This window comes from Bacillus cereus group sp. N14, from assembly GCF_016483555.1.
Taxonomy (GTDB): domain Bacteria; phylum Bacillota; class Bacilli; order Bacillales; family Bacillaceae_G; genus Bacillus_A; species Bacillus_A wiedmannii.
Genome location: NZ_JAEHBQ010000007.1, coordinates 1 through 15,257, shown reverse-complemented (window position 1 = coordinate 15,257; position 15,257 = coordinate 1). Strand labels below are relative to the sequence as shown.

The window sequence follows — 15,257 nt, the reverse complement described above, 5'->3', positions numbered from 1 at the left end:
ATGTACTGATTCGCACCAACCATCAGTTCTCTGAGACAGGGATATAAGTCGCTACTAGTATTCCTTCAAAGCCGATATATAATTCGTTCAACTAAACTATGTTTTGTATTATAAAACTATTTTTAAAAGGTTGTCAACAATAATTTTATCCCGCTATTTGTGGGCAGTAAAACTCCTACCTCAAAATTTGGCCGGAGCAAAGAAGTTAGATGGAAGCCTTACTGCCCGTAAACGTCCGATTGGTGAGTGCTGATTAAAGTTTCACTTTATTTCACTTCTAAATCAACATTTAAATTAGTCGTATTTCCAGCTGCATCGGTTGCTACAATATGAATAGTATTTTTTCCTTCCTGTAATTGATTACGATCGAAATAAATTTCGTAGTTTTTCTCCCAAGTGTTTAGGAATGCACTCTCCCATACACCATTTCCGTTAATTTCATATTGCATTCTTACTGGAATACCAGGTGCAATCCAACCAGATTCTGTCATCCAATCTAGTAGAATATCATCAACTTTTCCTCTAATTATGAGATTTTCTTGATCAATTTCGTGTGTTAACTTAGGTGCTGTTCGGTCGATAAATACAGCTCCTGTTTGTTTTGTTTCTCCACCAGAGTTAGAAGCAACAGCTTCGATTTGGTATAAGCCATCAGGTAGAGGGGATCCATTAATTTTTGTACCATTCCATTTGAAAGATTTATAACCAGGTGTTTCATTTTTACCTTGATATACCATGCCTTGATATGTCACGCGGTCTTTCGTAATTAAATTAGCATGAAAGGCTATGTCTTCAACTGGTGTAACTAAATAGTAATTGATTAGGTTGTCATCTAGTATTTTGTCATTATTTGGACTGAAAGTAGAATTAACGATTTCAAGGCCATCAATACGCTTGTATTCTTTCGGATCAATGCTAAATGTAAATGGAATACGCATTTCTTCAGTTTTTCCTTGTTCTTTTACATACAGATTTCCTGTATATACGCCTTGCGGTAAGGAGCTATCTACAGTAATAGTAAATGGTTTTTCAATATTACTATTCGGTTTCAAACTAATAGAAGAAGGGAAAGAAGTTTGGATTTTTGTTTTTGTATCTAGTAATTCAATACGAGTTGAAAAGTTTTTCTTTTTGTTAGAAAGATTTTGTAACGTAATATTTTGTGTTAGTTTCACTTTGCCGCTATTCGGTTTAATAAGACCGAAACTTACATTGTTCGGTTTCACTAACGCATCCGTTTGAGCTGCTTTCGGAATGTCAATTAAACCTGATCCTTGTGCCATAACAGGATATGTATTTTCATTGACATCCTTTAATGTTTTTGCAGTGTTGGCAAGAGCAGATTTCAATTGTTCTGTCGTCCAATCAGGATGCATTTGACGTAGTAAGGCAACGGCTCCTGCTACTTGTGGCGCAGCCATACTTGTTCCGTTGTGAGATTCATAGCCACCCCTTGGTACCGTACTAGTAATTTGTACGCCAGGTGCAACAACATCAGGTTTTATGAGCCAACTTCCTTGTGATGGTCCTCTGGAACTAAAGTTACCAATAAGTTCTGTTTTGTTCGGTTGTCCAATTTTTATATTTTTCTTTCTTTTTGTAATTAAATTTTTCAACTCTTCACCATTTTTATTTGATAGTTGCATAACTGGAAGAGCTATCTCTTCACGGCCAAAATATTCAGGCATAATATTAATTTCTTTTTCATTAGAAATTAGTAGCACCCCGATAGCTCCAGCTTGTTTCGCTTGTTCTGCCTTTACTAACGTACTCGAAGTTCCTTGTAAAACAAGGGCGAACTTCCCTTTCACATCTTGTTTAGCGTAATCACTTGAATTACCGTAGCCAACATAGACAAGCTGAGCATCGTTTCCTACTTGGAAATCTGCTTTTGATAACGGTAATCCTTGGTAAGGTTTATTAGAACCAGCTACTTGGAATGTTGGGAATGGAATAGAAACAGTCGATGCGCCAACAGAGATGACACTACTTGCGTTACCAGGAGCATCAACAGACCAAGGTTTTGGTCCATCATTTCCATTTGAAACAACTGCAGTAACACCAAGTTTTGCGGCGCGTTCTAACGTCATTGTTACAGGTTGATCAGGGACATTCAAATCTTGACCGAGAGATAAATTTAAAACGTCAGCACCATCTTGAATAGCGCGCTCAATACCTTGAATAATATCATCGGTCGTACCAGTTCCACCATCGTTCATGACACGGTAAGCGAGTATAGAAGCATTCGGAGCAACGCCTTTAATTTTTCCGTTACCAGCAATAATACCAGCTACATGAGTACCGTGTACGTTACCATCCATCGGATCGTTATCCTCATCGACTGTATCGTATCCACCGATATAGTTTGCTTGTAAGTCGGGGTGTGTATAGTCTACGCCAGAATCAATAATAGCGACTTTCATACCTTTTCCATCAAGCGGTTTGCCAGATGGATCTTTTAAATTCCATGCTTCAGGTGCACCGATTGTCGGTCCGCCAATATTTGGCGCTTCTTCTTTAGTAGCGCTTTTTGCTGTTTCATGCAATTTATATGTTAAGTTCGGATAAACAGCTTTTACTTCGGGTAAAGAAGCTAAAGCAGCAACTTGATCTCCTGGGATAGAAATAGAGAATCCAGAAAATAACGTGCTATACGTTTCTTTTATCTTTGCTTTTGGTGCTTTTTCTTTAATTTTCTTTGTTGTATCCTCTTGCGCCTTTTTTAGTTGTGCATGGTATGATTGCACATTTCCATTTTTTAAATCTGGAGCATGCTGAATGTTACTTTGTGAAGCGAGCGGAGCATGATGCAATTCTACAATGACTGAAATTTCTTTTGATGTTTTTGTTTCAACATTTTGCGCGATTTTGTTTTCTCCCCATTGCTCAATATTCGCTTTTAACTGTGGACTAAATTGCTTCTCCTTTTGCAGCGATTCAGCATGCGCGCTTAAAGCTCCAAAACTAGAAAAGACAAGCGCCATACTTAATAGTGCAGATGTAGTTTTTTTCATTGAAACTCCCCCTAATAAAAAGTGCTAATATTCCAAAAAAAGTTATCTTACATTTTTGTTCTGAAATATAAAATCGAATGTTGGCTAAACTATACTTTCGACATAATTCATACCAATCCTCTTTGAATTAAAAAAATTCGGGAAATTTTTTGGGATTATGTCGAATGGCTCATGCACAGTGGGGGAAGCCCATCCTCCACTGTGCATAAATCCACAACAATTGTGCAGTAACTGCCAATCAATGCGGAGTGAAATTCGCATATAGTAAGTGGAATATGAGGAATGCTATAAGAAAATGGAGGGACGTATGAAAAAAATTATCGTGAGTAGTAGTGTGGTTTTGTTTATTTTTTTATCCTCAATGTTTAGTACTCGTGCGGAACATAATGGGGTGAAGGTTGCTTTTATTCGTCATCATGATCTTTGGGTTAAAATTGATGGAAAAGAAAAACAAATAACAAAAGGCGAGTACATAACAGGGCCGAAATGGTCTCATGATGGAGAATGGATTTCTTATGCTAAAGGAAAGAAGCAAAACACCTTGGAGTTGTACCGACTGGAAGATGGAAAAAAAGTTAGGCCATTGCAATCTGAGGTATCGAATTATCAATGGTCACCGAAAGAGAATATAATTGCATTTCTATTTGCAAATATATTAAATACGTTTGATGTCAAAAATAAGAATACAGATTTTGAAAATGTGTCAGCTGGTGTAGGTGATTATGCATGGTACCCTGATGGAAAGAAGCTTCTTGTATCTTCTGAAGCACACTTACTTCCAACAGGATGGACAGGAGCTCAGCTATATGAAGTGCAAATAGATGCACATATGAATCCTCACAAAATGAAGCATTTGTATGCATTACCAAATGAACATGATGATTTTCTAGCGCTAGTTGCAAGTGGGTTTGAGTGGTCATCGGATCAAAGGTGGATTTCATTTTTAGCGGTACCGACAGCTTCGTGGTCAGCTGATAGTAATACGCTTTGCTTAGTTCGAGCAGATGGCAGTCGCTTTGAAAAGGTAGATCAAATGTTATTAAACACACAATGGTTCAAATGGGCGCCATCTAAGAATATTTTAGCTTATATTGAAGGAAGCGGAAGAGTTGCGTTAGAGAATAAACATTTAAAAGTAAAAGAGCTGCCGGCACTTCAGCAGAACACCTTTACGCCGAAAGGATATGTTGATTGGGATTTTGTATGGAAGAACGATAAAGTAATGATCGTTTCACGAGCAAAAGAGGCAGGGATAGAAACTCCGCCAGAAAAAAGGTCACTGCCATCCTTATATGAGATCGATAGTACAAGCGACGAACAACATCAAATCACAAAGCCACCCCATAAGCAAGGTGACTATCATCCCATCTTTATGAAGAAGAACAATCAATTAATTTGGATACGTTCAGACCGTAAGAAAGCCAATGTATGGCTTTCCAGTAGTGATGGAAAACAGGAAAAGAAGTGGATTGAAAATATAGATGTACCAGAATGGTATTATGAGAAATGGAACTGGGAAAATGTCATCTCGGTAAAAGAAGAATAAAAAACCTGCCTAAAAGATAATTTTAGGCAGGTTTTTTATTGTTATTTATGTGTTTTATTTGGCTTTTTTTTCGCGGGGTTTCCGTTTCCCTGACGCTTTCTATTTTGTTCATCTTTTGCTTGTTTTTCATGTAGTGTATCTAAAAAGTCATTCGAGTTACTCATTTTTATATCGCTCCTTTCATTTCGTCCTAATTACTATAACCATTTAGGAGGATAATCATGAGATAAAAGTTAAGCGCTTAATTTTCTTCGATAGTATACGTAAAATATGCCATACGTAATAAATAGTATAAGTAAAACTTGTAACTCTACATTTTCTTTTAAAATAGTTGCGACAGAAGATGGTAAGTAAGGTGATGTATTACTCGTTCCTAAACCTAACCATTTGTTTAAGAGGTTAATGATACAAAACATGAAAACACCAGACCAGCTTGCAATAATTGCTTTCTGTTTAATTTTTGTTTCACGTTCATCATCTGTAATCCAAGGATTAGCGGTTTTATCACTATTAAAAAATCCATTTATGTATCCCCATATGATCATTCCGATAAAGGCGATAATCCATTTCATATTTGTGATTCCCCTCTCTCTTGTAAAAAGTATTGTACATATTATAATTGTAATGTTTTTCAATTAATTGTGTCAAATGTTTTTTACATACCAGTTTTTCATATAGCAGGAATAAAGAATGAGATAGGGAAGAAATATGTAAGAGGATTTCATAGAGAGAGGAGGCTGGATATGAAGCTTGTCTTTGTTCGGCACGGAGAAGGTGAACATACAAAGGATTTGCCGTCAAGTTTACAAGTGCTTCATCCGCCATTAACGGATGAGGGAAAGAATCAGGCTAAATTACTTCAATGCAATGTGCCATTACAAGAAACGGATATATTAATTGTTAGTCCTACACGTAGAACTTTACAAACAGCGGCAATATGGAGTGAGAAAGTAACTTGTCAAAAAATCGTCCACCCATATGTATCCCCACGTATTTTTCCTTATCGAGAAGGAGCGAAAACATTACCATGTGATGACATAGTAGATCAGGGGATAATAACAAATTTATTTCCACATTTTTCGATAGAGAAAAGTACAAATAAGCAGTTATGGACGGAAGGTATAAATACTATTTCAGAGAATAGCTTTCAGCAAATAGTAGATGAATTTCTTCTTTGGTGTTATGAGCTAGGTACGGAAAGAATTTGTATTGTATCTCACGACGGGACAATTACTGCGTATAGGCAATATTTGCAGAAAGTCGTGTTAACTAGATATGATTTTTTGCAAGAAACGGGTATATATGAAATGGAGGTAACCCATAAAAGTCTGATTGATGAAATCTAATGATAGGGTTGAGGGTATATGTTGAATGTTGCACTAGTAGTTGGCTTTAATTCCGATTTAGAGGCGCAATCAATTCGAGCATCGCTTGAATATTTTGGGGCAAAAGTTATAACATACTGGATTGGTAGACCGAAAGAGTTCATCGATATTCTTTCTGGAAAGAGTTTATATAATGATATTAATTATGTTGTCTTTTGCTTTCATGGTGAGGAAGGAAAGTTTGTCATGGAAGAGTTAGGTGAAGATATATATGAACAAGATGAACCGAGGGGATACTTTGGTGCAGCAGAAATTTATAAATATGCAAAATTGCATAATACACATATTGTAAATAGCGGGTGTACGTTAGGGGAGAGAAAACTAGCAGAATCTTTTTTACGTAGTGGGGCGAAATCGTATATTGCATCGATAGATTATGTAGATGGGAATGTAGCACTTATGTTTACAATACGCTTATTTTATGGGCTTATTAACCATGCAAAAACGTTAGAAGATGCTTTTCAAGAGGCAAAATTAATTGATGAGGAGACACGTACATTTCAATTCTATAAATAGTAAAAAACGCCTTTATTCTATATTCGAATAAAGGTGTTTCACATTTAACTCACATTTTTTTTACATTTTCTTCAATGAAAATGATTATCACCTATGGTATGATATGTTCAAGTTTTTACAGGTAAAAAAAGTTACTATATAAACGTTAGTTTTTAATGTTTCATACACATGTCACAAATTATTCGTAATTAACGTTTTATAAATAAGTAACTAATGTTATTATATTATCTGTAACTAACTTAATTACAACTTTAGGAGGAAGATATGGTTATTCAATTTTTAAGAGAAAACAAAGCAGTTTCTTTTGTGTTAGCAGTAATTCGAGTATATCTTGGTTACACATGGTTAATGGCTGGAATCGGTAAACTACAAGGAAAAGGATTCGATGCAACAGGTTATCTACAAGGTGCAATTGAAAAATCTAAAGGAGCACAACCGGCTGTTCAATCTTGGTGGGCATCATTTTTACAAGATTTCGCAATTCCAAACGTTGATCTATTTAATACACTTGTAACGTGGGGAGAAATTTTAGTTGGAATTGGTTTAATTATAGGCTGTTTAACAAAAACAGCGGTCTTTTTCGGTCTTGTAATGAACTTTTCCTATATGTTTAGTGGGTCAATTGGTGTCAATCCTGAAATGGTTATTCTATCAATGTTCGTTCTAGTTTCTGGTATGAATGCTGGTAAATTTGGAATAGATGGTTTCGTTATTCCGAAAGTACTAGGATCAAAAACTCAAAAACGCCAAAAGCAAGCTGCTTAATATATGAAAGCGGGTATCTCAAAATGAGATACCCGCTTATGTTATTTTTCAACTTTTATTGGATTGTTTTTAAAGAATTCTTTTACATAACCTACAAATTCTTGTGGCTCTTGACGAAATGGTGCATGATAACCTTTTTCGATAATATGGAAAGTACTATTTTTTAAGAATTGATGATACGTTTCTCCTTCTTTCCAAGAAACGCTACTATCATTTCTTCCCCATATAATTAAGGTTGGTTGTTTCAGTTCATTTGCATTGATTTGAAGACGTCTAGGCCATAATTTCATTTTATTGTAATGCTCTTCGTCATTACGTTTAAATTTCACTTTACTTTCATCATAATCTGCAACAGCAGAAACGGTATTTAAATCAGTCGACAACTGTGGTTTTGGTGAGCCTTGTTTATTAACGAATGTATGAGGACCACCTGTAGCATCAGTTAAAATAAGGTGGGTAACGGCTTCAGGATATAAATATGTTAAATTAAGAGAAATTTCTCCGCCCATTGAGTGTCCCAGTATTGCAAACGAATCATAACCTAGTTTTTTCATTAATTTATAATACAAATTTGCATGAGTTGGGAAAGAATAATAAAAATCCATCGGCTTAGATGAGCGCCCGAAGCCTAAAGCATCTACAGAAATAATTGTATGATCTTTTGCTAAATCTGAGTAAATCTTTTGAAAACCATCTGACGATCCTCCAAATCCATGGATCATAAGTAAAGGTGGCTTTTCATTACCAATCTTTTTAAAGTAAATGGTTTGCCCATCTATTTCTACCATTTTTTCCTCGGTAGCTAGTTTCGCTGTAAGTGTATTTTTAACTTGTTTTACTTGTTCTACTGGCTTTTCTGCTGCACTACATCCTACTAATAGTGTAAGAGTAAGACAACCTACCATAAAATAGCTAAATCGCTTCAATGAGGTGTCCCCTTTCTAACATAACGCTGTATCTATCATAGCAAATAGCATATTACGATTTCCAGGAAGTTGGCTACCACTTTTTATCATAAGAGGTGAAAGGAGCGTTTCTTGGAAACTTTCTGTTTGAAGAAATTGACGAAATGAAAATTGTGAATGTGGGACATCAATCCTTACTGTGCCATTCCAACATTCACAGATTCTCTTGAATAATTGAATAGCGTCCTGCTCTTGCTTTGCGATAAGTGGATTGACGCATAATATATTTCCTTTTTGTATACATAAGGAAAAAGCTTCTATACAGTTATTTCTCTCAATTTTAAAAGAGTGGCTTGTTCTTGGTAAGAGTAATGAATAAAGTAAAGAACGATTAGCGCCAGTTGTAATTTGATCGAGAGAAATAAGTGAGACAAGATCTTGTTCTTTCACTTGTTGCGTATGAGTAATATGTGTTTTAGTAGTTTGTTTCTCAAAACGATGAATCGTTGTTACTGTTTTAAATCCGCATGATGTATAAAGAGGCTCGCCAGCTTTTGTTGCAAGAAGTGCAATTGGTTGTTTTGGGAGAGTGTGTTCTAAGCAACGATTTAGCAAAATACGCCCGATGCCTCGGCCTTGAAAATTAGGATGAACGATTAACATGCCAATAGTAGAAAAACTATCTTTAAAAGGAAATACTCCTCCAGCTGCAATCAGTTTATTTTCATGCATATAACCAATAAGTGTGCCGAGAGAAAGATACATTTCGAATTGCTTTTTCATAAATGCTTTATCTTGTAACCATCCAATAGCTTTGCAAAGGTCGAGTAAATCAAAAATAAAAGATTCATCTAGCTTTATTGTTTTCATAAATACTCCCCACATTTCTATTAATTTTCATAAAAGTAGATTGAAAATGTTAAATAAGAGATTTACGTTAAATGAAATCCAACTTGTTTATATTTGGATTGTAAAGGTGAAGAATGTTGATACGAACAGACAAACTTATACAAATTATAACTGATATTTACATAAGTTAACAAAAAATTTACATATAACTAATTTTCTCTTAATAGTCTTCTATTAAATTTGATAGTGGGAAATGAATAACCTAATTAGGGGGACAATATAGTGAAAAAGTTTGTAAAAAAAGCATGGCCATTTGCAGTTGTGGCGTCGTTAGCTGTTACTTCGGTAGCAACATGGAATTTTACTCGTTCTAGTGAGGTTAATGCAGATGAGAGCGGAAGCAATGCAAAGATTAAAAATGTCATTGTATTAATTGGGGATGGTATGGGACCTTCATACATGACGGCTCATCGTTATATGAAAGATAATCCAAAAACTTTTGAGATGGAATCTACAGAGTTTGATAAGCATCTTGTAGGAACACAAAAAACATATCCGGAAGATGAACATGAAAATATCACAGACTCTGCATCAGCAGCAACAGCTATGTCAGCGGGAATTAAAACATATAATGCGGCAATTGCAGTTGATAATGATAAAGCAGAAGTGAAAACTGTTCTTGAACAAGCGAAAGAAAAAGGGAAATCAACAGGATTAGTTGCTACTTCTGAAATTACACATGCAACACCAGCTGCTTTCGGTGCGCATGACATTAGTCGTAAAAATATGGATGCAATTGCAAATGATTATTTTGATGAAAAAATTAAAGGGAAGCATAAAGTAGATGTTATGCTTGGCGGCGGCGTAAAAAACTTTGTTAGAGAGGATCGTAATCTTACAGAAGAGTTTAAGAAATCTGGTTATAGCTACGTAACAGATCGAGATCAATTGTTAAATGATAAAAACGATCAAATTTTAGGTTTATTTGCACCAGGCGGTTTAGATAAAATGATTGACCGTAATGAGAAGACACCTTCATTAGAAGAAATGACAAATGCAGCAATTGAGCGTTTGAACAAAAATAAAAATGGTTTCTTCTTAATGGTTGAAGGAAGTCAAATCGACTGGGCTGGACACGATAATGATATCGTAGGTGCAATGAGTGAAATGGAAGACTTTGAAAAAGCATTTAAAGCAGCGATTGAGTTTGCGAAAAAAGATAAAAATACGTTAGTCGTTGCAACGGCAGACCACGCTACTGGCGGATTATCTTTAGGTGCGAATGGTGAGTATAACTTTAAAGTAGATCCAATTAAAGCTGCAAAACGCACACCAGACTTCATGGCAAATGAGATTGCAAAAGGTGCAAATGTAGAAGAGACATTGAAAAAATATATTGATTTACAATTAACACCAGAAGAAATTAAAGCGGTAAATGATATTGCTCCTTCAAAAGATGTAACAAAGATTGATAATGCGATTGAGGATATTTTCAATAAGCGTTCGGTTACAGGATGGACTACAGGTGGGCATACAGGGGAAGATGTAAACGTATATGCATTTGGCCCTGGTAAATACTTGTTCTCTGGCGTTCAAGAGAATACAAATATCGCTAAACGTGTCTTTGATATTGTTGGCGGTGGCGATCCGAATAAAGGAAGACGCTAATTATAAATGAAAGTGAGGCGAAATGCCTCACTTTTCTTTTTAGGAGATGGGAAGATGGGGGCTTTTTTCAGAGGGATAGGATCCCTTCTAATAGGTCTAGTATTGCTAGTTGGATGTCAATCCAAAGAGAATCAGATAGAAAAAAAATCTACTACTACAAAAGCTGAGGAAAAGGTACAAATAACGAAAGAAGAAGAGAAATCGATTCAAGATGTTATGGAGAAGTTTGTACGGACGACAAATGAAAAAAATCTTGCTGAACATATGGAGTTATTTTCAAAGAAGATGCCTAGTGCTGAAGACTTAAAAACACAAAAAGAAGCAGCTTTTCAAAAGGGAAATAAGAAAATTGAATTGGAACATATAGATATGAAAGCTAGTAAAGCAGGGTATGTTGTTGTTGAAACGAAGGAAAAAGAAATAGAGGGGGAGGTCACTCTTCAGAAGAACGTACAGTATGCGCTTGGAAAAGAAGAGGATGGATGGAAAATTGAAGAGGTTCGCATGATAGGGAAGAAATAAAGTGAAACTTTAATTAGGAAGTCTTACTACCCGTAAATAGCGAAATAAAAAAGGTTCTCATTGGAGAGAACCTTTTTTATAGTGGTAACAGAATTTGATTTGAACATGCTTCAATATCATCAATATCTTGGCGAATGGTTGCCATTTTATTATCAAGATCTTCAGCTTTCATTGCTGCATCGTGTAGTTCATCTTTTAAATACTCAGGTATTTTCCCTTCATATTTATAGTAAAGTTTATGTTCTAAACTTGCCCAAAAATCCATAGCAAGTGTACGTAACTGAATTTCTGCAAATACATCTTTTGTACCAGAATTCAGTGATAAAGGATATTTAATAATCATGTGTAAACTTTTATATCCGTTTCCCTTTGGATTAGCGATATAATCTTTTACTTCAATGATTTCCATATCTTCACGCTTTTGAATAACATTTTTTAAATGATAGATATCTTCTACGAAGCAACATGTAATACGAATGCCGATGATATCTTGTAAATGAGTTTGGGCATTTTCAACTGTTGGTAATAAATTTTTACGCTCAAGCTTTTTAATAATACTTTCAGGTTGTTTTAGTCTTGTTTTTATATGTTCAAACGGGTTGTAATCCTCTAAAAATTGAGCTTCCCGGTTCATAATTTCAAATTTAGTTTTTAACTCTTCTAAAGCAAATGTATATGGTAGTACAAAAGCTTTCCAATAGTTAACTGTTGATTGATTATATTCCATTTATATACACACCTTTTCCAATTTACAAGCGAGGTTGTTATTATACTAAATACCAAAGCATATAAGCGCAAGCAGCAAATGATGAGATCATAAAACGATATTTAGTTTTCATACTTTCAACTCCTTTCGAGTAAGATTCTATATAAATAAACGTGATTGTTAATAAGTTCACTATGTATAATTCTTATAGTAATAGATTCGTGTGAATTTCGTATGAACTAATTGTTTCAGCTTTTTGTCTTTTTTTGTGAAGCATCATTATTATCCATAACTTAAATTGTTTTCATTTGATTCATTTGATTCATTTGATTGTATAAATTAATGTATATTTGAATTTATGGTTATTAAGGGGCTATAAGGTGAACTTTGAAGAATTAGCAATTGCTAGACGTTCTGCAATGAAATTTGTACAAGAAATAGAAGAAATCCTTGATGAGGATTTTAAAAAATATTTGAGCTAACAAAGCTTTCTCCATCTTGTTACAATTTGCAACATACACATTATGTTGTAATTGTAACAAGAGCGCAAAGAAAGATTAAAAGAGTTAGCTTTTAGGCAGTATAAAGTATCAAGTGCATCTGCAGTAATGCTTGTTTGTGGTGATAAGAGAGCATATCAAAATGTCGAAAATATTTATTTCGGTATGAAGGTTTTAAAGATGATTGATGAATGTGAGTATGAAGATGCAATTAGGCAAACGAAAGGGTTATATGAAGGAAAAGGAGAACGCTTCATGGAAGAGGAAGCGATTAGAAATGCTTCGTTAAGTGCGATGACTTTTATGTACGCAGCTAAATATTATGGCTATGATACGTGTCCAATGATCGGTTTTGATGAAAAAGCAGTACAAAGTGAATTAAATATGCCGGAGCATGTAGTACCTGTTTTAATGATTACGATAGGAAAAAGTGATACTACTAAAACTCGCCCACGAGGATATCGAAAACCGATTAGTGAGTTTGTTACATACGAAACATTTTAATACAAGGTATAGATTACTTAAACAAAAGGGTTCTATTTAGATCCCTTTTGTTTTGCAATTGACAAATAGAATGAAGTTATATAATATATAAATCGTAATCATTACGTTTTAGTTTGCGATCTTTAAAAGAAAGGAGAATTACAAATGCGTGTAAATATTACATTAGCTTGTACCGAGTGTGGTGATCGTAATTATATTTCTAAAAAAAATAAACGAAACAATCCAGAGCGCATCGAACTAAAAAAATATTGTCCACGATTAAAGCGAGTAACGTTACATCGTGAAACGAAGTAGAAGACTAGAGATATCTCTAGTCTTTTTTTGTTTATATTTCTTTGGTTTTGTTTGTTATAATTACCTTAAATTGTAATAAAGGGAGCGGTATGATGAATCAAAAAGATAAAGAAAGAAAAGAGCAAGTGGCTCATATTATTAACATTTCAGATGATTATAGTCTTGTTGTAGATGATCAAGAAGGTGTGGATGACCCATATCATCTATTATGGTGGGAACATAAAGCGGATGAGGAGAGAACAATACAGATTACACTGAATAGACATACCGGTAATTTAATTGACTTTAGGATAGAGGAGGGAAATTCTATTTCGAGCGGCAAGGAAGCGATAGAGGAGAATAAAGCAAGAGAGATTGCAAATGTATTCTTAAAAAAATATACAAAAGAAGGATATGAATTTTATACATATGTAACGGTTAAGGACGACAGGCGTGGTCGGAAAGAAGTAAATTATATGCAAGAAGTGAATGGTCATCCATTGCCGAATACAGGCTGTATTGTGCACGTTCATTCCTCAGGGGAAGTTGTCCACTTTTATTATAATGGACAAAAAGCTATACAAGAAAAACCGCTATGGCCAAGTGAAATTGTTGAGGAGAACGTCGTCTTAGAAAATTTGAAAGTTAGACAAGATATGAGACTTGTATTTGTGGATTTAACACACTCTTCATGCGAGTATGAAAATGGAGAGGAAGTAAAAGGGTACCATCTTGTATATGAACCAGAACCTAGCCATGCGTTTATTAAAGCAAGTACAGGTAAAGATTTATTTGGGCCCGATCATTATAGAATAGCTTCTACAGCACCAGTTGTTAAAGCGATAAAAAACATTGAAAGAAAAGATGTGTTCGATTTATTAGATTGGGATAAAGAAAAATTTATAAAAGTAGATGAAAAAGAGGATCAGTATGAAATTCAGATGAAATTTGTACTGAAGGAAGAATTACAAAAAGAAAGAAAAGAGAAAGATGCATATTCAATGGAGGAATTCTATAAAAAGTATTCCCCGATATTGAAACATGATAACTTCGTTGTAATTACTTTAGATAAAGAAACAAATCAATTACTTTCCTGTTTAATGTGGATGGATGAGCAAGAAAGGAAAACACTCTTATCAAGAGACCAATGTTTAGACAAAGCACTTCAATTTTTGGAGCATATTATCCCGAATGCAGCAAAATATGTTCAGCTTTGGGATAATTATGAAGAGGAAGAGGGGATAGAGAGATTTTCCTTCTCAATATATGTAAATGACATTCAAGTAGAGGGAAAATATATTATGATCAACATTAATACCGAGAATGGTGCTGTGGTGCATTATTCCGGAGAGTCAAGCAGCCTTATAAAAGAATTACTTACATACGAAACAACACCAAAAGTAAAGAAGGAAAAAGCGTTAGCAATATACAGAGGGGCCATGCGAGTTCATTTAGAATGGTTTTTAGAAAATGACGTAGAGGAAACGAACTACGAACTACTGTATAAACAAACGACAGATAAAAATTGTAAAGAACCTTTCGAGTTTAGTCGAGAAATTCGTTATATTGATGCGCATACCGGGGAGAAAATTTGGAGTGAGTATTAGTAAAAGCCAATCGATACGTATCGATTGGCTTTTACTATGTTCTTAGAATCATTTATTAATTGCTGTTAAGTGGTTGAAGAATACCATCTTGAGCTTTTGACCAATCATATAGGTTTCCATCAGATCCCACTGCAAAATTTAGCGCACGAGAGTTCTCAGCAGATTCGCGTCCGTATAATACGTCGTATAGCTTAATGCCGTTTATTGTGCCAATTAGTTTGTCTTCGCTGGAGCCGTAACGAATTTCATTTGAGCGAGCTCCCATTCTTTTTTCTAGAACTTTTATAGCATCTTCACTTGTAAATGTAATAGTATCAGTTTGTTTATTTGGTTGCTTAGCTGGTTGTTGCTCTTTTTGTGTGTTTTTAGATTCTGCTTCAGGTTTTGTGTTGTTCTCAGTTTTTGCGTTGTTTTTAGTTGTTGTGTTGTTCTCAGTTTTTGCGTTGTTTTTAGTTGTTGTGTTGTTCTCAGTTTTTGCGTTGTTTTTAGTTGTTGTG

At 34.8% G+C, this 15,257-nt stretch carries 14 protein-coding genes, 2 pseudogenes and 1 other annotated feature (1 of these 17 running past the window's edge); of the genes and pseudogenes, 9 read left to right on the top strand and 7 right to left on the bottom strand.

Going from position 1 to position 15,257, the window contains the following annotated elements:
• Positions 1-78: a binding site (T-box leader), on the bottom strand; it reaches 152 nt to the left of the window's first position.
• A gap of 188 nt (positions 79-266) precedes the next feature.
• Positions 267-3,014: a S8 family serine peptidase gene (locus JDS82_RS12295; RefSeq protein WP_199713400.1), complete on the bottom strand. Its 2,748-nt coding sequence runs from the start codon at positions 3,012-3,014 to the stop codon at positions 267-269.
• A gap of 307 nt (positions 3,015-3,321) precedes the next feature.
• Here JDS82_RS12295 and JDS82_RS12290 point away from each other — a divergent pair, with 307 nt between their 5' ends.
• Positions 3,322-4,560 (top strand): TolB family protein, encoded by a 1,239-nt coding sequence (locus tag JDS82_RS12290; RefSeq protein WP_199713399.1) that lies wholly within the window; start codon positions 3,322-3,324, stop codon positions 4,558-4,560.
• A gap of 41 nt (positions 4,561-4,601) precedes the next feature.
• On the opposite strand, the gene JDS82_RS12285 is transcribed toward JDS82_RS12290, so the two are convergent.
• Positions 4,602-4,724 (bottom strand): DUF4023 domain-containing protein, encoded by a 123-nt coding sequence (locus tag JDS82_RS12285; protein ID WP_000071861.1) that lies wholly within the window; start codon positions 4,722-4,724, stop codon positions 4,602-4,604.
• A gap of 69 nt (positions 4,725-4,793) precedes the next feature.
• On the bottom strand, positions 4,794-5,132 hold the full coding sequence (locus JDS82_RS12280) for a phosphoglycerate mutase (protein ID WP_199713398.1): 339 nt from the start codon (positions 5,130-5,132) through the stop codon (positions 4,794-4,796).
• A 171-nt stretch (positions 5,133-5,303) separates the two neighbouring features.
• Here JDS82_RS12280 and JDS82_RS12275 point away from each other — a divergent pair, with 171 nt between their 5' ends.
• The 3 genes from JDS82_RS12275 to JDS82_RS12265 all read left to right on the top strand — a co-directional run bounded on the left by JDS82_RS12275 (position 5,304) and on the right by JDS82_RS12265 (position 7,226).
• Entirely contained in the window at positions 5,304-5,906 is a 603-nt protein-coding gene (locus tag JDS82_RS12275; protein WP_000779733.1) for a histidine phosphatase family protein, read from the top strand.
• Positions 5,907-5,924: 18 nt separating this feature from the next.
• On the top strand, positions 5,925-6,461 hold the full coding sequence (locus tag JDS82_RS12270; RefSeq protein WP_199713397.1) for a delta-aminolevulinic acid dehydratase: 537 nt from the start codon (positions 5,925-5,927) through the stop codon (positions 6,459-6,461).
• Between the two features lie 264 nt (positions 6,462-6,725).
• A complete protein-coding gene (locus JDS82_RS12265; protein ID WP_000236597.1) occupies positions 6,726-7,226 on the top strand; it encodes a DoxX family protein in 501 nt (166 codons plus the stop codon).
• A 41-nt stretch (positions 7,227-7,267) separates the two neighbouring features.
• Here JDS82_RS12265 and JDS82_RS12260 read toward each other — a convergent pair whose 3' ends face one another.
• Both JDS82_RS12260 and JDS82_RS12255 read right to left on the bottom strand, forming a co-directional pair.
• Entirely contained in the window at positions 7,268-8,152 is an 885-nt protein-coding gene (locus tag JDS82_RS12260) for an alpha/beta fold hydrolase (RefSeq protein ID WP_061672373.1), read from the bottom strand.
• Positions 8,153-8,167: 15 nt separating this feature from the next.
• Positions 8,168-9,001 (bottom strand): GNAT family N-acetyltransferase, encoded by an 834-nt coding sequence (locus JDS82_RS12255; protein WP_000848976.1) that lies wholly within the window; start codon positions 8,999-9,001, stop codon positions 8,168-8,170.
• 261 nt (positions 9,002-9,262) lie between these two features.
• Here JDS82_RS12255 and JDS82_RS12250 point away from each other — a divergent pair, with 261 nt between their 5' ends.
• Both JDS82_RS12250 and JDS82_RS12245 read left to right on the top strand, forming a co-directional pair.
• Positions 9,263-10,648 (top strand): alkaline phosphatase, encoded by a 1,386-nt coding sequence (locus JDS82_RS12250; RefSeq protein ID WP_199713396.1) that lies wholly within the window; start codon positions 9,263-9,265, stop codon positions 10,646-10,648.
• A gap of 54 nt (positions 10,649-10,702) precedes the next feature.
• Complete coding sequence (locus tag JDS82_RS12245) at positions 10,703-11,170, top strand: hypothetical protein (RefSeq protein ID WP_199713395.1); 468 nt, start codon at positions 10,703-10,705, stop codon at positions 11,168-11,170.
• Between the two features lie 76 nt (positions 11,171-11,246).
• On the opposite strand, the gene JDS82_RS12240 is transcribed toward JDS82_RS12245, so the two are convergent.
• A complete protein-coding gene (locus JDS82_RS12240; RefSeq protein WP_000456222.1) occupies positions 11,247-11,897 on the bottom strand; it encodes a GTP pyrophosphokinase in 651 nt (216 codons plus the stop codon).
• A 359-nt stretch (positions 11,898-12,256) separates the two neighbouring features.
• Between JDS82_RS12240 and JDS82_RS12235 the strand changes: the two are divergent.
• The 3 genes and pseudogenes from JDS82_RS12235 (at position 12,257) to JDS82_RS12225 (ending at position 14,760) form a co-directional block, all read left to right on the top strand.
• Positions 12,257-12,880: pseudogene (locus JDS82_RS12235) on the top strand (nitroreductase family protein).
• Positions 12,881-13,024: 144 nt separating this feature from the next.
• Positions 13,025-13,174, top strand: a complete 150-nt coding sequence (gene rpmG, locus JDS82_RS12230) for a 50S ribosomal protein L33 (RefSeq protein WP_001265617.1) — start codon at positions 13,025-13,027, stop codon at positions 13,172-13,174.
• A gap of 89 nt (positions 13,175-13,263) precedes the next feature.
• A complete protein-coding gene (locus JDS82_RS12225) occupies positions 13,264-14,760 on the top strand; it encodes a YcdB/YcdC domain-containing protein (protein WP_199713394.1) in 1,497 nt (498 codons plus the stop codon).
• A gap of 55 nt (positions 14,761-14,815) precedes the next feature.
• Here JDS82_RS12225 and JDS82_RS12220 read toward each other — a convergent pair.
• Positions 14,816-15,257: pseudogene (locus tag JDS82_RS12220) on the bottom strand (hypothetical protein); the annotation flags it as partial.